The sequence below is a fragment of the Candidatus Accumulibacter contiguus genome (assembly GCF_036625285.1).
Classification (GTDB): domain Bacteria; phylum Pseudomonadota; class Gammaproteobacteria; order Burkholderiales; family Rhodocyclaceae; genus Accumulibacter; species Accumulibacter contiguus.
Genome location: NZ_JAZKUC010000001.1, coordinates 1,929,482 through 1,943,753, shown reverse-complemented (window position 1 = coordinate 1,943,753; position 14,272 = coordinate 1,929,482). Strand labels below are relative to the sequence as shown.

Below are 14,272 nucleotides of genomic sequence, written 5' to 3'. Positions count from 1 at the left end.
CATTAACAGATTCTAATGGCATTTTTGGGTGCTGGCGGCTGCCTTCGGTAGGCGCTGTCGCGGGCGCTTTGTCGCCGTGCATGACGCTCGGCGATGATTCGCACGAGGTCTTCGCGACCGTGAATCTTCACCGGGAGCTGCGCCACGAGCATGTCGACGACATCGGCACAGGACAGTAACTCGGCGTAGGGTGAGTGTTGCCGCCGCTCCTTGACGAGAAAGAGTAGTGCAACGCAGACGAGCGCCATGTGGTTGTACCAAGCCCGCCACTTGCGTACCTGGTAGTCGGCCATCCCACAGCAACCTTTCGCATTCTCGAAGGCGCGCTCGATGAAGTGGCGCTGTGCCTGCATGCGTGCCAGCTCGCGAAGTGGCGTGTCGGGCGCCGCGTTGGAGAGCATGAACTTCACCTCCTTGCCATCGCGGCGTGCCAGGAGATGCCATTGGCGGGCCTGTGCGCTGTTCGGATGACTGATCCACACGCGGGTATGGGCAAACATCGCGCGCACTTCACCCTTCTCCCCGTCGCGCAGGATCACCGGGTGCCACTCCTTTCGTTTCAGGCGCGCGGCCCATTCGCGGGCTTCCCAGGCCGGTACCCACGCCTTTCCCGGATCGGTAAAGTAAAACTGCTGGTCGCTGTGCACCTCGGTGGCGAATACCTCACCTGCATCGTCCCAATCAAACAGCAGCCAAGTCGCGTGGCCATAGAGGCCGTCGGCACCGATGAAGCCAAAGCGCACCCCGGCGGCTCGTGCCCGCTTGACCATCTCGGCAGCCATCTGCGGCTTAGTCCGAAAGACCCGTGCCGATTCCGGAATCCCCGCTTCCTGGCAACGCTTGGCGTCTTCAACCCAACGCTCTGGAAGGAACAATTCGAAGTCGATGATCGCCGCCTGCGACCCTCGTGCCAAGGCGGCATACACTCCAACCTGCGAGTTCTCGACCTTACCCAGGCGACCGTTGTACTGCCTGGCCACGCCCGCTGAATGGTCGCCCTTCTTTTGGACCCCAGACTCATCGAGCAACAGTCCCGTCTCTGGCCCACCGATCCACTCGTCCGCTTGTCGCGCCGTCTCCCGACGCACATTCTCAAAGTCCCATGCAGCATCGCTCAACATGTGGTGGAGGCTGTAATACTCGGTCTCCGCCACCGTCTCGCTCATCTGTTCCAGGTTCGCACGAGGGCTTTGAAAAAGGCCCCGCAAGTACTGTTCAGCTTGCTCGGCCGTGCTTCGCGTTTTACTGCGGAAACACTCCCGGAACGACTGAAAATGGCTGGTCAGATTCTCGCAGCAGCTGGCCACCGCACGCCCGATCCCAAATAAATAAATTTGGCGATTTCATCGTCATACTCCTTATGTGGTAGAGCATTAGATATGTAGCTCAATAGCCTGTATTTCAACCATTTTAGAAATGTGGCAAAGTAGAATTACGGAAAGAAAACTGTATAAAATGACAGTTACTGTAACCTTGGAGAACGTCAATGGGTGGGCGTCATAGGAGATGGGCGCGTCGATTCGGATGCATCAATAAAGGCAGGCGATGAGTCCGCTGACTACGAGGCAACTCGCGTTCGTCGATGCCTACTGCGCTGACGGCAATGCAGCGCGAGCAGCGAGGGCCGCAGGCTACGCCGAGAAGTCTGCGAAGGTGATGGCCTGCCGGCTAACGAAAGATAACCGCATTGCCGCTCAGATCGCCTTGCGTCGTGCCGAGAACGCTGCAAAGTTCGAGATCACCAAGGAAGAAGGAAGAAGTGATCGCCGGAATATTGAGCGCGATCGAGATGGCGCGTGAGCAGCAGAACCCAGCGGCGATGATCAGCGGCCTGGTTCAGGTGGCCAAGCTCTGCGGCTTCTATGAACCAGAGGTGCGCAGGATCGAGGTGTCCGGCAGTGCTGCGCGGGTTCAGGCAAAGTATGCGGCCATGTCGGACGACGAGTTGCTATCGATCGTCTGTCGAGGCCAACCATAGATGCATAGGGTGCCGCCCTGATGGCGGCACTGCCTATATACAGGGGGCATCAGTCATAACCTATTGATTTGTATGCGGAAAAAGGTGATGGCGCGATATCGGGGCATCCGACATAACTCGCTGATTATAAAGCCTAAAATCCCGATACTCCTGTTTATCCGGATGCATCAGGATATCTGACCATCCCCCCTCTTGCGGTGGATGTCCCGTGTCACCTTTGGTGCTCAGAGCTTTGGAAGCGCCAACTTTCCGTTTTCTTCCACCAGTCTTGTGGATGAAATAAGCACTGAAATGCGGTCTCTCACCTTGTTGTTGCCCACCTTTAGTTTCTTGTTGAGACCCCCGAACGTGTTCGCAAACCCTGTCTTGCTGTACCTTTTCCCAGCCACCGCTTCACTCTGGACAAGTTGGATGATACTGGCATCCACTGCATCTGTCGTTGGGGTTTTGCTTGGTGTCAGCTTGGCATTGGTCAGATAACCTCCCTCGCTGCGGCGCAGAATAATGTCTTGCTGGGGCGCACTGTAGTTCGTCTTGGTGATGCTAAGAATCAGGTGACTTTTTCGCTGCTCCTCGGGGATTCCGAGTTTCTTGGCGCCGTTATTATCCAGCGTTGCCAGATTCATCTGCAGGCGAACCCCATCCGTCAGAGCCGATGAGCCCCGAGACGCCGACTGGCTTGGTTCACTGGAACTCATACTGCCCTTGTTGGCGTGATGGATGATCAGAACGGCAGCGCCCGTGGCCTGTGCCACGCGCTCGACGGCCTCGACAAAGCGGGTGACATCCTGCGAGGCGTTTTCGTCTCCACCGCGAAAGCGTGAAGCGGGATCGATCACTATCAGCTTGAGGTTTGGGATTTGCTTTGCCGCGAGGATCAAACGATTCACCAGCGGGGTCTGTCTGACTTCTTTCGACTGGGAGTCGGCAGTGGTCAGCAGGTTATCTTCACCGACCATCGACTTGATGATAAGGTTTTCGCCCAGTCTTGGGATAGCGTCAGTTTCCTGACGAGGAGCTAACTGGTTGCAGATGTTGAAAGTCCGACGGTGCAATTCTTCATCATCATCCTCGCCCAGCAGCAACAATACACCGCCTGTTTCGCCGACTTCCCATACGTCGGCAAATGGGAGGCCCGTCGCAATGCTGGCACCGAGTTGGATTGAGAACATGCTCTTTCCGGTACCTCCGGGGGCGACCAAGAGGATGACCTTCCCACAGGGGATGACGTCCGCGAACAACCAACGACGCGGTGGTGGGTCCGTGAAGAGGTAGCGTGAGGCCTTGAAGTCCTTGAACACGAACAGTGGCTCTGGATCTGTGTCGTCAAGGCTTGGCCCGATAGGGTTGTTTCGCCCGTGCGTTCTGGCAATGCTTTGGCATGTGGCGATGACCTCGGACTCATCAAGCGGCGGGTCGAAGTTATCGTTTGCAGCCAGAGCCAAGGTGATCACATCCTCAACGGTGTTGCCAACATGCAGCCACTTGCCTGCCAGCCTGGCGATGTGGTTGTTGCGCTCACCTTCGACGCAAACTTTTCGTGGATCAGTGGTTTGGCTAGGGGGCCATGACGAGTTTGCCGCCTGACGATGATTGCGGGGCGTCTGATTCGGCGTGGGTAGTGGCTGGAGGCTAGCCATCAGATCTTGGAGCCTCACTTTTTGGATTTGTGGATCGATCATGACCAACTCGGGAAGATGATCTTGGTCATGAACGGCTCGCCCTTCTGATGGAGGAAGCCGGGAAGCCGCATGACGCGCGGCAAGTCGCAAACTGATGGGTCACCATTGAATTGACTTGCCAGGCGCTTCTGGGCGATCTTGAAATCCTTCAAGGGGCAGTCGACAGTCAGCCAATAGGCATGCCAGCGGTCAGGCGACGACTCGACGACAATGTTGGGCGGAATGGGGTGCGCCGTGACGGGCTCCAGTGGCGCACCGTCAAGATCGACGAACGTCGCGCGGACTCGAACGATGTTGGTCGTCGCTCGCCCCTTGCCGTCGGTTTCATTCACCGTGACGAAGACACCAGCACCGTCCTGGTTAAGAGCCGTCAGCTTGTCGGCATGCTGTTCAAGCGACCCGTGTCGTATATAGGCCAGGTTCTGCCGAACGGGCTTCCTGTCGTCGAAGGTCTGAAACGTGAAGGTAGCATCCGGCGCCAGACAGTCGAGGAAGCGCTGCGCCATTTGTAGATCAGTGGCTCCCATTTTGCGCCTCCATCAGCGGACGGACAGTTTCTTGAAAGCGCTTGTAGGCACGAACCAAGCCGTCCCTGTCGAGCGGCTGCTGAGGGTTGGTGCGTTCCCATGAGACAGTCGTGCCGTCAGGCCAGCCGAAGTAACAGAGTTGGTTGCCATGCGCTGCCACGAGGCGGCGTGCCTCGATCATCGTGCTGGCGATTTCCGGGCCAAAGGCGAGCACCAGACCAAGATCGGGAATCTCGAACATGGTTGAGCGAATTTGCTCGTCGGTGAGTATGGCGCGCTTCATGGCTTCACCCCGTTCAGCAAATTCTGGCGGATCTTCCCCCAGCCAGCAAGCGCAGTTATGCTGTAACTATCGGTTTTTGTTAAAAAAATAGCCGATGCCGCAAAAGCGGCGCCTGCCTACGCGGCGAGCTTGTCGGCTTTGGCCTTGAGCGGGAAGGACAGACCGATGGCGCTGAGGATTTTGGCCTGTTGATCGTCCGGGCGTGGCAGATGCGTGTGACGCTGACCGTTGCGGTCGGTGGTGTAGAGATAGGTCAATCGTCCGAGGGCCACCAGGGCGTCGTCCGGGGTGATGGCGGCGGGGTCGTCTTCGGTGCTGCCGAAGGTCTGCCGCAGAGCCGCTTCAAACCGCCGCGTGATTTTTAAGGCCAGCATCGCCACGAAGACATGCGCCTTGGTCCGCTCGGCCTTGCGCAGGAAGATCGGGCGAATTTCCAGAAAGGTGGTTTTCACGGTGCGGAAGTTGCGCTCGACTTTTTGCAGATCGCGATAACGCGCATCGACCGTCTTCGCGTCCATCAAGGTGAGCGGCACATTGGTTTCCAGCAGATAGCAGCCGTCGAGCAGAGCGTCTTGCTCTTTGGCCTCCTCGTCGATGGTACAGACAATGACGCGTTCTTTCAGCGTCAGGGTGACAAACGCGCTGAGCTTGTGGCTCTTGGTCCAGCGCTGCAAGGCGGCCAGGCCTGCTGCCGCGCTGGCGCGCTTGGAGTCCTTGACGAAGGCATTACGTTCGGCGACCTTCGCTTGCAACTGCGCCAGCTTGTCCTCCCGCCGACGCTCCTCGCGCACCCGCACAGTCTCGTTGCGGCGCACGATCAGGCGTTTATCGTTGTGCTCCACCTCGCACAGATGCGCATCGAAGAGATCCGTCTGCAGCACCCCCTCCTTGAGGAAGGTGCGTATCTGCGCGTCCGTCAACGCCGTGATATAACGGAAGCCCTGTACCGACAGCGCGGCTTTCCCCTTGGCCTTGATCATTCCCCGATCGCCGACCATCACCACCTCGGCAATGCCGAATTGTTCCTTCAGGATCGTGATCTGGCTGGCCACCGTCGTCGGGTCCGCGGTATTCCCTTCGAAGACCCGCACGGCCAGAGGCTCCCCGTCCTCCGCGGTCAACAAACCGATGACGATTTGCGGCTTGCCGCGCTTGCCGTCGCGGTTGTAACCATATTGCCCCAGCTCGTTGCATTCCCCTTCAAAGTAGCTCGAAGTGACGTCGTAAAGCACCAGCACGGGCGGTTGGCCCTGCGCCTTGACATAGGCCTGGTAAAGCTCCCGCTCGATGCGTTCCTGCTGGCTCGCCAGCCAGTCCAGCGCGGCATAGAGGTCGTCCTCATCGAACGCCTCCACCGCCAACACATCGGCCACCGTGTGCTGTTTCGCCCAGCGTACCGCCGACAACCGCGAGCCACCATGCGCGATACGCGCGAGAATCAGGAACAGGTTGAGCTTGCTTTCCGCAGCGCTGCCCAGCACCCGCGTGAGGCCCACCTGGTCGGCCAACTGCTTGAGGGCAAACAGCACCCCAAAAATCTCGCCGCTGGTCATCTCTCCCGACCAGTCGTCGAATTCGCCCTTCACCAGACGTTCCATGGCGACGATTCGTTCCGGTGCCCAGTTCGTCAGATTGGCGATGGTTCGTGTGCAGACTTTGCCTCCCTCGCGATAGGACTCGCGAAGCAGGATGGCCGGCCTGGACTTTCGGTTGGGGACGCGGGCGATGTACATGCCGACAATAATAGCCAATAGCACATTGTTTGTAAATAGCTATTATTATATTTACATGCCTACATTTTTGCCGATTTTCTGGTTTCTTGCCATGAATCAACGACTTACCTCAAGGGCTCCGGGAAGGTCCGTCTGGAAATCGCTGACGCGCCAGGCGAGGTGGCGGTTAATGCGGCAGGCGCGGTGCACGGGAGTGTTGACATGCGCTTGAGCGGCATAGCGCCGTGTGGGGTTCAATGGGCTCATGACCGCCTCCCACACACAGGCTCCCTGGAAACCACCCAGGCTTCGACCTCGGAGCGGAGCCAGCCTACCGCGTTTGCGGAAAGTTGGCGTCGGCGGGGGAACTTGCCCTGGCTTTCAAGCCGCCAACGGGTCGATCGAGAAAGTTTGGTAGCGTCTCGGACTTGACGCTCGCGCCAGTATTCGTGGGTCATCACTGTTCTCCAAGAGATTGAACAGTAGGAATACTATTGACACGCGCCGCGCTGGTCAGGGAAAAACCTGTCTTACTCAGCGCAGATTTTTCCCTCTCAGATTGCTGTTTTCTTGACTCGCTCCTCCTCGATATCTTTATCGTTTATGGCGCTGAGCATGCTTGCAATCAGCGCGTTGTTGTCGCCACCGAAGAGGTCTCTGTACAATCTTTTTATCCGCTTGACTTGGTAGCGAACTGGGGCATCTCTACCGCCGTCCAGGCCATTGATGCGTCTTGGCCAAAAAGAAAGTTCATCTCTCACATCCTCGGAAAACGTAACCAGAAGGTCGGTTAGCAGAACCTGGCTGCCGTCTGTCGGGAATAACGCGGGTGCTCCAAGGCCCATTCGCTTCCTAACAAAGCCAGTTGCTTGCTCCATTGAGAAGCGCTTTAGCAAGTACCGAATGTTCAGCGCTGGCCCTAGAAAATCCTTGAAGCTCTCGATCATTTCTGCGATGTGGTCGACATCTTGGGCCAAGCGCGTCAACTTCTCTCTCTGTCTGCTCGGGCTTTCGACAACACGTCGCTTGGATACCCAGTGGAAGTGCAAGGTTTCCTCTAGAAGCTCAATAACGCGGCTCTGGTATTTGCTATCGTCAGCCGATTTACCGCGGTCCAACTTCTCCAAACCAAGGGCTACTGCGGGGTTGCTTAGGAGTCGCCAAAGGTTTCCGATGTCATCCTCCATCAGTTTGGGGAAATCATCGTTCTCCGGTTTCTCACCGTCCCGGCACTGTCTTGCCCAATTCTTTATCCATGTTGGCAGGCTGCTTGGAAAGCGATCTGTTGACAACGAATCTGTTGGTGTCGTCATTTCTGTTCCCTCACCAGAGTTTGGGTGAGTTCTATCAATTGCCCACCCCACTGCTCAAAAGCAGCCTTCCGTTCCTGCATGTATTCCTGGCGTTGATATACGCCAACAATGCCTTGCTGAACATGGTTCAAGCAGCGCTCGATGACGTGAGGCTCGACACCAAGATCGCCCATGCGGGATGCCATGGTCCTGCGGAGGTCGTGTGGCGACCATTCACCCCCTGCGAGCAACAAGCTTGCAGTCCTCGGCTTTCGATTCTTGAGCGAGTCAGCGCCGATCCGGTCGCGGATCGCCCTTGAGATGGTCTTGTCCGACAGGGGATTCTCGGTATTTCGGCCGGTCAGGAGGTAGGGACCGGCGCTGACCTTCTTGAGAGTGTTGAGTTGCTCCGTCGCGAATTGAGACAGGTGAATGGTGTGGCTGATGCCGTTCTTCGAGTTCTCCTTGGGTATGACCCAGAGCCCTTGCGTCTCGTTTATATCCGTCCAGCGGGCCTTGTGCAATTCTCCGACGCGAGCCCCGGTGGCCAGGAGTAGCCAGACCGCCGCTTGCATGCGCGGGTGCAGGTCAGACTCTTGGAGTTTGTGCGCCAGTTCCTGGATCTCGCCTGGAGACAGGTTCCGATCAGAAGGCGTTTCCTTGCCGCCGGCCTGCTTCTTGGAAAGGGCGAGCGTGGGGTCCGTGGTGACAATGCCGCGGCCCATGCCATGCCGGAACATCTGGCGCATCAGGGACAAGGCCACATTGGCCGTGCGCCGAGCGCCGCGCGCAAGAATCCGGTCAATGACCTGAACGATGTGGGGAAGGTGGACATCCTTGGCCCGCATGTTTCCGATGACCGGTAGCACATCGCGGCGGATGGCGGCTTCGACCGCACGGCCACCGTCCTTTCGGTGAGCGCAGAGGTACACTCGCTTCCAGTCTTCGAAGAGCGCTGTGATGGTCTTTTCCATGCTTTCCATCGCCTGTGTTGCTGAGCGCGCGGAGCGCTCATGCTCCTCCTTGACGACGGGGTCGAGGCCGGACCTCACCAGGTTGCGGGCTGCGTTCCGGTTTTCCCTGGCTTTGGCCAGGCTGGTGGCCGGGTAGGTGCCGCAGTTGTAGCGCCGTTCCTTGCCGTTGAACAGGAAGCGATAGTAGAAATTGATGGCGCCACCCTTCGAGTGGGGAAGAACGCGAATCCAGAGGCCGCCACCGTCGCCGAACAGTTGCTCGGTGTCTCCAGGCTTTACGACCCTCAGATGTTTGTCGGTGAGCTTGTTTTCAACCATGGTGATACTCCTGTCAAATTTGGACTCCTTGGCTGCTTGGTCGCGGTACGGTTCCAGGATCAGCGGTACGGTTTGCGGTACGGTTTCCCACCGGCAAGCGGTGAAACCATGCGAAACACGGTGCGCACAAGTCTAACGCTTGTAGGTTGATTTGAATAGATAATCTAGGTTATGTGCGAACGTACAGAAACCGGAAGAAACGGGAAACGTGTTTTATGGGGTGCAAGGGGTCCCGAGTTCGAATCCCGGCGCCCCGACCAATCGAATCAAACACATAGGCCGCTCTTCGGAGTGGCCTTTTTGCGTTCGCCGTGACCGTTGGTGCGGCTGGCTCGATCGTTGTTTGATCAGCGATCTGCGGAGCCGGCCGGCCAGCGGAATTGCTCCCGGCCATCGAAAAACTGGACGATTCGCTGGATTCGCTTGCGATCCTGATCGGTCAAGCGCGGCTTCTGCGTATAGGCCAGATAGAAACGCAAGCGCTGGGTGCGCGACAATCGCTGCCTGGCCGGCCTGTCCAGGCAGGCCAGATCCTTGATGATCCGGTAGTCAAGAACAACGCCGCGGTAGTAGCCACCGCTCGGACAGTCGATCAGATAGACCGTCGATCTGCCATCCACCAGAAGGTTGCGCCACTTGAGATCATTGTGTGCGAAGCGCGCTGCGTGCAGCGTTCGCGCGATGTCAGCGATCTGCCTGGAGACCTCTGCAACCCAGCGTCGGTCAGACAGGCGAGGATCGTTCCGATAGTTCATCTGTGCCAGATCCATGGTGTCGGGAATTTCCTCGGTCACCACCGCGCCGCGTGTAAAAGCACCGCAGCGACGCTCCAGCCCATAGGCCACCACCGTTGCCGTGGGGATTCCCCAGGCCCGAAAGGTCAGCAGGTTCTGCCATTCGGCACGTACGCGCGGTGGGCCCAGCCAACGACGCAGGCCGAACCAGCGGCGTGTGCGGTTTTTGCCGGAGCCGGTGTAGCGCTTGACGTAGTAGCGCTTCCCATCAATCGAGACGCGCAGCACGCGGCTCAACGAATCGTGGGTAATCAGCTCGCCGTCGAGCGCAAAGACGCGATCGATGTCGCTGAACGGGCAGACGGCTTCGCCTGTCGCGTAGTCGGGATTCAGAGTCCAGTCAATCATGTCATCTCATCGGCGGCGGACTATTCCGAAAGCACGATGCGGAGTATCACCGCCATGCACAGCAGCAGAATCGATTTCGCAGGCGCCTTGGCAAGGTGTGGGTTGTCGGGTTCATGAAGCAGAATTGCCGGAGGCACGATTATAGCCGTCCTTGCCAGGTCAGGGTTCGCCGCGGCCCAGCGGCCAAATCCTGGATTGACCGCAGTTGATGAGGGAAGCTATACTCCGCGGGTGCTGCGGGGTGTCCTATGCCAGCGCGACGAATTGTTGCTGGAAATTCCATGACCGAATCCGACGTTGCCTACGGCGCCAAGTCCAAGTACACCGAAGTCAAGGCCCGTGCCTACGCCAACCGGGACGCGCGGCGCAATATCCCCGAATTAAGACTCGTCGCTCGCGCCTTCCAGCTGATTCCGAAACCCGCCAGGGTACTAGACGTGCCCTGTGGCGGTGGACGCGTGACGGTGTTGCTCGGCCAGCTCGGTTACGAAATGAGCGCGGGGGATTACTCCGATCCGATGCGCCAGATCACCCGCGAAACCACGGCTGCCAACGGATTGAAGGTCGAGATCTTCAAGGAGGATATCGAACAACTCTCGCAGCGGGATCAAAGTTTCGACGCCATCGTCTGCTTCCGTTTCTTTCATCACCTGCCCAACGCGGAACTGCGCCGTAAGGTCGTCGGCGAACTGTGTCGGGTCGCACGCCGGCATGTGGCGATGTCGTATTTCAATCCCAGGACCTTGCGCGCCTTGGAGCAAGAAATCCGCAAGTTGCGCGGAAGGAAACTGACGGTCTTCAACACGTCGCTCGCCGAGGTGTCCGCCTACTTTGCGGAATATGGTTTCCGGCTGGTGAAAAATTTCCGGCTCGACCTCATCAACAACCTGCATCTGGCCGTCTTCGAGCGCGCGCCGCGCTGAAGCCAGCGCGCCATGCTTCGCACCCAACGCACCTACCTCGCACCCGGGTGGGAGGAAGCATTGCGCGCCGCCGACTTATACTCGGTGGAGGCGATATTTGCCCTGACCGCCGGCACGATCGTCCGCACGAGCGGCAGCAGCGAAGTGCGGCGAATAAAGGCCCCCAGCTCCTCCGGCCCGGAATTCTTGTTCCTCAAGAAATATTGGGTCACTCGCTGGGCGCAGCTTCGCAGCCGGGTTTTCCGCGGGATGCTGTTTGGCGAGTCCATGGTCGAGCGCGAATTCCGCAACCTGTCCCGCTTGTGCGAATGGGGCTTGAGCCGGGCCTACCCTGTCGCTTTCGGCGAAGAGCGCCGCTGGGGATGGCTGTGGCGCTCGTTTCTTATCACGGCAGGCATTCCTGAACCGACCGGGCTCGACACTTTTATCCGTGATCAACTGCCTCTCTTGCCAATCGCCGAAAAGCACCGCGCTACACGCGATCTATTGATGGAGACCGCCCGGCTGGTAGGCGCGATGCACGCACGAAATTTTCTCCACCGTGATCTGTTCTGGCGCAACCTCGTCATCGCGAACAATGCTCTCGCCCAGCTTTCAGTCATTGACGCCCCACGTGGCCGCCTGCTAGTCCGTCCGCTGAGCGTGGCCGAACGCGCCGCTGACCTCGCGTGTCTGGATGCGGCAGCGCCGTATTATTTTTCCCGCCCGCAACGACTGCGCTTTTTCCTGGCCTACCGGCAGCAGAGCCGCTTGGATGCGGCGGGCAAAGAGTTGTTGCAAAAGGCGCTGGCCGCCGCTGCGCCGCAGCGCAGCCGTCAGCTCGATCATGTTCATGTCGCGCAGTAGCGCGCGCCTGCAATCACATCGGGAGAATGGGGCGGCCCGGCTCTGAACTGGCGACCTGGAACTGGCTGGTGTGGCACAGTGCCTTGGGCGAATTGCTCGACGTCGACCTCGCCGCGATGTCGCATAGGTGCCTGTACCGCTCCTCGGACGTCCTGATGAAGCATCGGCTAAGCGAATCTCGCCGACAGACCGCCATCGACGACGAGTTCGGTGGCGGTGATATACTTGGCTTCGTCGGAGGCCAGGAACAACGTCGCATGCGCGGTATCCCAGGCGTCGCCCATGTGGCCGAGCGGACACTGGGCGTCGCGCGTGCGGATCAGGTTGGCGATGTCGCCTTCCTCGCCATAGACGCGGGTGAGCGCGGCATGTACCAGCGGCGTGTTCATCAGTCCGGGCAGGACGCAGTTGGCGCGGATGCCATCGGGTGCGTGCCGGATGGCCATGGTCCGCGTCATCGCCACCATCGCCCCCTTGCTGGCTGCGTAGAAGCCGTAGTTGACGCCGGCCCAGCCGAGAACGGCCACCGAGGCATTGTTGACGATCGCGCCGGCGTGCTGGCGGATCATCACCGGCAGCACGTGGTGACAGGTCAGGTAGGCACTCTTGAGGTTGATGCTCATCAGCCGGTCCCAGGTCGCCTCGTCGAGTTCCGCCGGACCGCCGACGACGGCAATACCGACGTTGTTGACCAGGATGTCGATGCGCCCGTAGGTGTCGAGTGCCGTCGCCACCAGGCGCTCGACATCGGCGGCGCGAGCCACATCGGCGACGACGCAAATGCCGGTTCCCCCTTCATCGTCGATGATTTGCTGCGTCGCTGCGCCCGCTTCGGCATCGATGTCTGCGCCGACGACCCTGGCGCCCTCGCGCGCGAACAATACCGACATTGCCTTGCCGTTGCCCCATCCCGGCCCGATCGAGCCGCTGCCGGTGACGATGGCCACCTTGTCCTGCAGGCGTCCGCTCATGATCCGTTTCCTCCTTGCTGAGTCCAGTGGCGCCGCAATGCGGTCTTCAGCACCTTGCCGTAGTTGTTCCTGGGTAGCGCTGCGACAAATATGTAGTCTTTTGGCCGTTTGAAGCGGGCAATCGAATCCAGGCACAGGCGATCGAGTTCGGCGATCGGTGCCGAGACGCCCGGCTGGCAAACGATGAAGGCGACCACTTCCTCGCCCCACTCGGCGTTGGGCCGGCCGACCACCGAGACCTCGGCCACTGCTGCGTGCCGCAGCAGTACTTCCTCGACTTCGCGCGGATAAATGTTGGCGCCGCCGCTGATGATTACGTCCTTGGAGCGGTCCTTCAGCGTCAGGAAGCCGTCGGCATCGAGGCTGCCGATGTCGCCGGTATGCAGCCAGCCATTGCGCAGCGTCGCTGCCGTCGCTTCCGGGTTGCGCCAGTAGCCCTGCATCACGGTTTCGCCGCGTACGAGTACCTCGCCGGTGGTGCCGGCAGGCAAGGGCTGGTCGTCGGTATCGGCGATGACGACCTCGACGACGCTATGCGCGACACCGACCGAAGCGATGCGTTCGCGATGGCGCGGGTGAGCGCGATCTGCCAGGTGCCGGCGCGACAGCGCGGTGATCGTCATCGGGCTTTCGCCCTGTCCGTAGATCTGCACCAGACGGTCGCCAAGAACATCGAGCGCACGCCGGATGTCCTCGAGATACATCGGTCCGCCACCATAGACGATGGTCTTGATGCCGCTGCAGTCGGCGTCCTGGTCGGCGACATGGTCGACCAGGCGGCGGACCATCGTTGGTGCGGCAAACAGCGACACCTGGCCGAAGTGACGCGACAGCGACAGGATCTCTTGCGCGTCGAAGCCGCCCGATTCGGGGACAACATGGCGCGCGCCGACCAGCACATGCGCGAAGTTATACATGCCGGCGCCGTGCGACATCGGCGCGGCGTAGAGGATGCTGTTGGATGGCGTGGCCTGGTCTACGTCCGGGAAGTAGGTCAGGGTCATTGCCAGCAGGTTGCGCTGCGAGAGCATCACGCCCTTCGGCTGGCCAGTGGTTCCCGAGGTATAGAAAAGCCAGGCCAGATCGTCGGGTGCGCGCGCTACGATGGCGATCGGGTCGGTGCTGGTCAGTCGCCGATAGGCGGCGTCGTCAACCGAAACGATGCGCAGGTCCGGATTTTTCTCGCGCCAAATGCGCTCCTCTTCGCCCAGATCGCCAGCAACGAACAGCAACGCAGCCGCCGAATCGTCGACGATGAAGGCGACTTCACGCGCGTGCAACTTGTGGTTGATCGGCACGGCCACCAGGCCGGCATGCCAGATGCCGTAGAGCAGTTCGAGGTACTGCGGGCAATTGGCCATGAACAGCGCGACCCGATCGCCAGTCTGCAAACCCGGCAAAGCGCGCAGACCGCCGGCGATCGTCGCTGCACGGCGAAACCATTCGCCGTACGAGTACAGTTCGCTCTTGCCGAGCGCGACCGCCGGCTGCTCCGGGAAGACCCGGGCGGTGCGGGCGAGCAGATGCGCGAGATTCATGGCGGGAAGACCACAGGGAACAAGCGCGCCACCATACCCAAACGGTCATGGCTTGGTGAGACACCCCGGATGATGAAAGCCTGACC

The 14,272-nt window shown here is 59.6% G+C and carries 15 protein-coding genes; 4 read left to right on the top strand and 11 right to left on the bottom strand.

What is annotated here, in order from left to right; translation table 11 throughout:
* Positions 1-2 precede the first annotated feature (2 nt).
* On the bottom strand, positions 3-1,307 hold the full coding sequence (locus V5B59_RS09515) for an IS701 family transposase (protein ID WP_332351419.1): 1,305 nt from the start codon (positions 1,305-1,307) through the stop codon (positions 3-5).
* Positions 1,308-1,545: 238 nt separating this feature from the next.
* Here V5B59_RS09515 and V5B59_RS26195 point away from each other — a divergent pair, with 238 nt between their 5' ends.
* Complete coding sequence (locus V5B59_RS26195) at positions 1,546-1,800, top strand: terminase small subunit (protein ID WP_034912208.1); 255 nt, start codon at positions 1,546-1,548, stop codon at positions 1,798-1,800.
* Complete coding sequence (locus V5B59_RS09510) at positions 1,760-1,978, top strand: hypothetical protein (protein ID WP_332351828.1); 219 nt, start codon at positions 1,760-1,762, stop codon at positions 1,976-1,978. The genes V5B59_RS26195 and V5B59_RS09510 overlap by 41 nt, the downstream gene beginning before the upstream one ends.
* A 224-nt stretch (positions 1,979-2,202) precedes the next feature.
* Here the strand turns inward: V5B59_RS09510 and V5B59_RS09505 are convergent, their stop codons facing one another.
* The 8 genes from V5B59_RS09505 to V5B59_RS09470 all read right to left on the bottom strand — a co-directional run bounded on the left by V5B59_RS09505 (position 2,203) and on the right by V5B59_RS09470 (position 9,908).
* The gene (locus V5B59_RS09505; RefSeq protein ID WP_034912202.1) at positions 2,203-3,660 is read right to left on the bottom strand and encodes an AAA family ATPase; all 1,458 of its coding nucleotides are present in this window, start codon (positions 3,658-3,660) and stop codon (positions 2,203-2,205) included.
* Entirely contained in the window at positions 3,657-4,187 is a 531-nt protein-coding gene (locus V5B59_RS09500) for a DNA-primase RepB domain-containing protein (protein ID WP_332351827.1), read from the bottom strand. Before V5B59_RS09500 ends, V5B59_RS09505 begins: the two co-directional genes overlap by 4 nt.
* Positions 4,174-4,470, bottom strand: a complete 297-nt coding sequence (locus V5B59_RS09495; RefSeq protein ID WP_034912193.1) for a hypothetical protein — start codon at positions 4,468-4,470, stop codon at positions 4,174-4,176. Before V5B59_RS09495 ends, V5B59_RS09500 begins: the two co-directional genes overlap by 14 nt.
* A 116-nt stretch (positions 4,471-4,586) precedes the next feature.
* On the bottom strand, positions 4,587-6,203 hold the full coding sequence (locus V5B59_RS09490) for an IS1634 family transposase (RefSeq protein ID WP_332351692.1): 1,617 nt from the start codon (positions 6,201-6,203) through the stop codon (positions 4,587-4,589).
* 242 nt (positions 6,204-6,445) lie between these two features.
* Positions 6,446-6,640 carry a helix-turn-helix transcriptional regulator gene (locus V5B59_RS09485; protein WP_169071616.1) on the bottom strand — a complete coding sequence of 65 codons (195 nt, stop codon included), beginning with the start codon at positions 6,638-6,640 and terminating at the stop codon, positions 6,446-6,448.
* A 96-nt stretch (positions 6,641-6,736) separates the two neighbouring features.
* A complete protein-coding gene (locus V5B59_RS09480; protein ID WP_332351826.1) occupies positions 6,737-7,495 on the bottom strand; it encodes a hypothetical protein in 759 nt (252 codons plus the stop codon).
* Complete coding sequence (locus tag V5B59_RS09475) at positions 7,492-8,766, bottom strand: tyrosine-type recombinase/integrase (protein WP_169071618.1); 1,275 nt, start codon at positions 8,764-8,766, stop codon at positions 7,492-7,494. Before V5B59_RS09475 ends, V5B59_RS09480 begins: the two co-directional genes overlap by 4 nt.
* A 347-nt stretch (positions 8,767-9,113) precedes the next feature.
* A complete protein-coding gene (locus V5B59_RS09470) occupies positions 9,114-9,908 on the bottom strand; it encodes a lipopolysaccharide kinase InaA family protein (RefSeq protein WP_169071619.1) in 795 nt (264 codons plus the stop codon).
* Positions 9,909-10,189: 281 nt separating this feature from the next.
* On the opposite strand from V5B59_RS09470, the gene V5B59_RS09465 reads away from it, so the two are divergent.
* Complete coding sequence (locus tag V5B59_RS09465) at positions 10,190-10,831, top strand: class I SAM-dependent methyltransferase (RefSeq protein ID WP_288130107.1); 642 nt, start codon at positions 10,190-10,192, stop codon at positions 10,829-10,831.
* Between the two features lie 60 nt (positions 10,832-10,891).
* Entirely contained in the window at positions 10,892-11,677 is a 786-nt protein-coding gene (locus V5B59_RS09460) for a lipopolysaccharide kinase InaA family protein (RefSeq protein ID WP_169071622.1), read from the top strand.
* Between the two features lie 167 nt (positions 11,678-11,844).
* Here the strand turns inward: V5B59_RS09460 and V5B59_RS09455 are convergent, their stop codons facing one another.
* Together V5B59_RS09455 and V5B59_RS09450 are read right to left on the bottom strand one after the other, a co-directional pair.
* A complete protein-coding gene (locus V5B59_RS09455; RefSeq protein ID WP_169071623.1) occupies positions 11,845-12,648 on the bottom strand; it encodes an SDR family NAD(P)-dependent oxidoreductase in 804 nt (267 codons plus the stop codon).
* On the bottom strand, positions 12,645-14,186 hold the full coding sequence (locus V5B59_RS09450) for an AMP-binding protein (protein ID WP_169071624.1): 1,542 nt from the start codon (positions 14,184-14,186) through the stop codon (positions 12,645-12,647). Before V5B59_RS09450 ends, V5B59_RS09455 begins: the two co-directional genes overlap by 4 nt.
* Positions 14,187-14,272 lie beyond the last annotated feature (86 nt).

What these genes read in the sequence shown, in the direction of transcription:
- V5B59_RS26195 (WP_034912208.1), top strand. Translation starts at nt 1,546, where the DNA reads ATGAGTCCGCTGACTACGAGGCAACTCGCGTTCGTCGATGCCTACTGC.
- V5B59_RS09505 (WP_034912202.1), bottom strand. Translation starts at nt 3,660, where the DNA reads ATGATCGATCCACAAATCCAAAAAGTGAGGCTCCAAGATCTGATGGCT.
- V5B59_RS09500 (WP_332351827.1), bottom strand. Translation starts at nt 4,187, where the DNA reads ATGGGAGCCACTGATCTACAAATGGCGCAGCGCTTCCTCGACTGTCTG.
- V5B59_RS09495 (WP_034912193.1), bottom strand. Translation starts at nt 4,470, where the DNA reads ATGAAGCGCGCCATACTCACCGACGAGCAAATTCGCTCAACCATGTTC.
- V5B59_RS09490 (WP_332351692.1), bottom strand. Translation starts at nt 6,203, where the DNA reads ATGTACATCGCCCGCGTCCCCAACCGAAAGTCCAGGCCGGCCATCCTG.
- V5B59_RS09485 (WP_169071616.1), bottom strand. Translation starts at nt 6,640, where the DNA reads ATGACCCACGAATACTGGCGCGAGCGTCAAGTCCGAGACGCTACCAAA.
- V5B59_RS09480 (WP_332351826.1), bottom strand. Translation starts at nt 7,495, where the DNA reads ATGACGACACCAACAGATTCGTTGTCAACAGATCGCTTTCCAAGCAGC.
- V5B59_RS09475 (WP_169071618.1), bottom strand. Translation starts at nt 8,766, where the DNA reads ATGGTTGAAAACAAGCTCACCGACAAACATCTGAGGGTCGTAAAGCCT.
- V5B59_RS09470 (WP_169071619.1), bottom strand. Translation starts at nt 9,908, where the DNA reads ATGATTGACTGGACTCTGAATCCCGACTACGCGACAGGCGAAGCCGTC.
- V5B59_RS09465 (WP_288130107.1), top strand. Translation starts at nt 10,190, where the DNA reads ATGACCGAATCCGACGTTGCCTACGGCGCCAAGTCCAAGTACACCGAA.
- V5B59_RS09455 (WP_169071623.1), bottom strand. Translation starts at nt 12,648, where the DNA reads ATGAGCGGACGCCTGCAGGACAAGGTGGCCATCGTCACCGGCAGCGGC.
- V5B59_RS09450 (WP_169071624.1), bottom strand. Translation starts at nt 14,186, where the DNA reads ATGAATCTCGCGCATCTGCTCGCCCGCACCGCCCGGGTCTTCCCGGAG.